Raw genomic sequence first — 2,837 nt, 5'->3', positions numbered from 1 at the left:
GGCGGGATCGGTCTCGATCTTGCGCCGGAGGCGATTGATCTGCACGTCCACGGCGCGCTCGTTGACGCTGCCATTGCCGGTCAGCGCGCTGCGCGGCACGGTCTCGCCCGGCGTCTCCGACAGGATGCGCAGCATCTCGCGCTCGCGATCGGTGAGGTGGATGACTTCCTCGCCCTGGCGCAGCTCGCCGCGATCGAGATGGTAGACATAGGGACCGAACGCGATCTTCTCGACCGTCGTGGCATGCGGCGGCGGCGCGGCGCGCTTGAGGATGTTGTTGATGCGCAGCGCCAGCTCACGCGGCTCGAACGGTTTTGCCACGTAATCGTCCGCGCCGATCTGCAGTCCCTCGATGCGGGCCTCCGCCTCATGCCGGGCCGTCAGCATCACGATCGGTACCGAGGAGGATGTGCGGATGAAGCGGGCGAGGTCGAAGCCGGTCTCGCCCGGCATCATCACGTCGAGGATCAAGAGGTCGAAATGCAGGCCCAGCAGCTTCGAGCGCGCATCGCCTGCGCTTGCCGCGGTGGTGACGCGATAGCCTTCGCTGGCGAGAAAGCGCGAGAGCAGGTCGCGGATGCGGCGGTCGTCGTCGACCAGCAGCAGATGCGGGGCATCGTCGGCCGGTTGCACCGGCGGACGCGCGAGCGTGGCAGCGAGCGGCACGTTCACTCCTTTGCGTCTTGATTGACGGAGGCGAAGATCGTCTCGAGCACCTTGTCCGGATCGTCGCGGTCGATCATCGCGCGCAGGAAGCGCTTGACGGTCTCGGCGTCCTGCGGCGCCATCTCGGCGAGCGCCTTGGTGATCCGCGTGGTCTGGAGCCCGGCGAGCTTCTGCACCAGCGCCTCGCCCTTCGGCGTCGCGTAGAGCAGGCGCTGGCGGCGGTCATTGTCGCCGGTCTTCTGCACGATATAGCCCTCGTCCAGGAGCTGCTTGAGCACCCGGCCGAGCGACTGCTTTGTGATGCGCAGGACGTCGAGCAGGTCGGCGACCTTCAGCCCGGGATAGCGGTAGACGAAATGCATGACGCGGTGATGGGCCCGGCCGAAGCCGAACGCCTCCAGCTCCTGGTCGGGATCGCCGACGAAATCGCGATAGGCGAAGAACAGCAGCTCGATGATATCCCAGCGCAAATTGCCTCCATCGCCTGCGGCCGGACGGGGCGCGGCTGCGTCTTGAGAGGGAGTCACGAAATTTATGTCAGGCATATTGACGTATCTTGGGTTCAATGTTACAAAACGATCAACCCGCACGAAATTTTAGATCGTTTCACAGCGGGTGGCGTCGAAGCAGGGGCGGCCAAAGAGAGCCGGACAGGCGGCGACGGCCGGATCAGATCTACCGTGCGATTGTCGAGCGGCATTTCGGCAAAACATACTGGACTTCCGTCTTCCGCAAAAGCATGTCCTCGGCGACATGCTGGCCACGGAAACCGGCCGTAACAAGGCTGGCGGCGGTCCGGCCAGAAACCCAATCAAGCCAGCTGGGCCCGGAACGGGCAGGCGGGCGCGAGAAACAGCGCCGCTACCGGCAGCGGGAGGCAAGGACATGAGCATGAAATTCGACATCCAGCCCGCATCCAATCCGACGTCCGAAAAGGACCGTATCGCCAAGCTGGTGGACCCCGGCTTCGGGCGGGTCTTCACCGACCACATGGCGGTCGTCCGCTACAACCATGCCAAGGGCGGCTGGTATGAGGCCCGCATCGAGGCGCGCGCCAACTTCCAGCTCGATCCCGCCGGCGCCGTCCTGCACTATGCCCAGGAAATCTTCGAGGGCCTCAAGGCCTACAAGCGCGACGACGGGGGCGTGAACCTGTTCCGTCCCGACGCCAATGCGCGGCGGTTCAGGGATTCCGCCGACCGCATGGCCATGGCGCAGTTGCCCGAGGACGTCTTCATCGAGGCGGTCGAGCAGGTCGTGCGCATCGACCGCGCCTGGATGCCGGGCGGTGAGGGCAGCCTCTATTTGCGCCCCTTCATGATCGCGAGCGAGACCTTCCTCGGCGTCAAGCCGTCGTCCGAATACATCTTTGCGGTGATTGCTTCACCGGTTGGCTCCTACTTCAAGGGCGGGCCCGCGCCGGTGTCGATCTGGGTCTCCGAGAACTACACGCGCGCCGCGATCGGCGGCACCGGTGCGGTCAAATGCGGCGGCAATTATGCCGCGAGCCTGCGCGCGCAGGCCGAGGCGATCCAGCACGGCTGCGATCAGGTCGTCTTCCTCGACGCGGTCGAGCGCCGCTATATCGAGGAGCTCGGCGGCATGAACATCTTCTTCGTGTTCGACGACGGCTCGCTCTCGACGCCGCCGCTCGGCACGATCCTGCCCGGCATCACCCGCGATTCCATCATCGCGCTCGCGAAGGATGCGGGCAAGACCGTGCGCGAGGAGCCGTACTCCCTCGACCAGTGGCGCAAGGATGCGGCTTCGGGCCGACTCAAGGAAGCGTTTGCCTGCGGCACCGCCGCCGTGATCTCGCCGATCGGCAAGGTGCGCTCGGTGAGCGGCGATTTCGAGATCTCCGGCGGCGCCGCCGGCCCCGTCGCCATGGGCCTGCGCAAGCAGCTCGTCGACATCCAGTACGGCCGCACCAACGATCCGCACAACTGGATCCGCAAGGTGTTTTGATTCCTCGTGTCCCGGACGGAGCGCCGGGGCCGAGCCCGCGATAAGGATCGGCGGCGCATCTGCCTGCTAAGGCGGTGCGCTCCTGCCCGGATGGCGCTAACCTTTAGTTGTTGAAGGCGCCGGCGCAACTGTGTGACAAAGGCCGGGACATCAAGGCTCTCAGACGATCATGCCTCTCCCCCAGCCAGTCAAATGGGCTATAT

Annotated in this window: 3 protein-coding genes; 1 reads left to right on the top strand and 2 read right to left on the bottom strand. The window is 65.3% G+C overall.

Annotated features, from left to right (window positions below; all coding sequences use genetic code 11):
- Nucleotides 1–672 (bottom strand): response regulator transcription factor (locus A5906_RS08565; protein ID WP_245326643.1); only part of this gene is annotated, 672 nt, incomplete at its 3' end.
- Nucleotides 669–1,211 carry a MarR family winged helix-turn-helix transcriptional regulator gene (locus A5906_RS08560; protein ID WP_080134767.1) on the bottom strand — a complete coding sequence of 181 codons (543 nt, stop codon included), beginning with the start codon at nt 1,209–1,211 and terminating at the stop codon, nt 669–671. The genes A5906_RS08565 and A5906_RS08560, both read right to left, overlap by 4 nt.
- A 340-nt stretch (nt 1,212–1,551) precedes the next feature.
- On the opposite strand from A5906_RS08560, the gene A5906_RS08555 reads away from it, so the two are divergent.
- The gene (locus A5906_RS08555) at nt 1,552–2,634 is read left to right on the top strand and encodes a branched-chain amino acid aminotransferase (protein ID WP_080134766.1); all 1,083 of its coding nucleotides are present in this window, start codon (nt 1,552–1,554) and stop codon (nt 2,632–2,634) included.
- Nucleotides 2,635–2,837 lie beyond the last annotated feature (203 nt).

Origin of the sequence: Bradyrhizobium sacchari (assembly GCF_002068095.1) — a bacterium.
Taxonomy (GTDB): domain Bacteria; phylum Pseudomonadota; class Alphaproteobacteria; order Rhizobiales; family Xanthobacteraceae; genus Bradyrhizobium; species Bradyrhizobium sacchari.
The sequence above is the reverse complement of the archived record's forward strand: the minus strand, read 5'-3'. Positions and strand labels throughout refer to the sequence as shown.

Bases quoted from the DNA above. Each gene is read 5' to 3' on its own strand.
- A5906_RS08560 (WP_080134767.1), bottom strand. From the start codon at position 1,211: ATGCCTGACATAAATTTCGTGACTCCCTCTCAAGACGCAGCCGCGCCC.
- A5906_RS08555 (WP_080134766.1), top strand. From the start codon at position 1,552: ATGAGCATGAAATTCGACATCCAGCCCGCATCCAATCCGACGTCCGAA.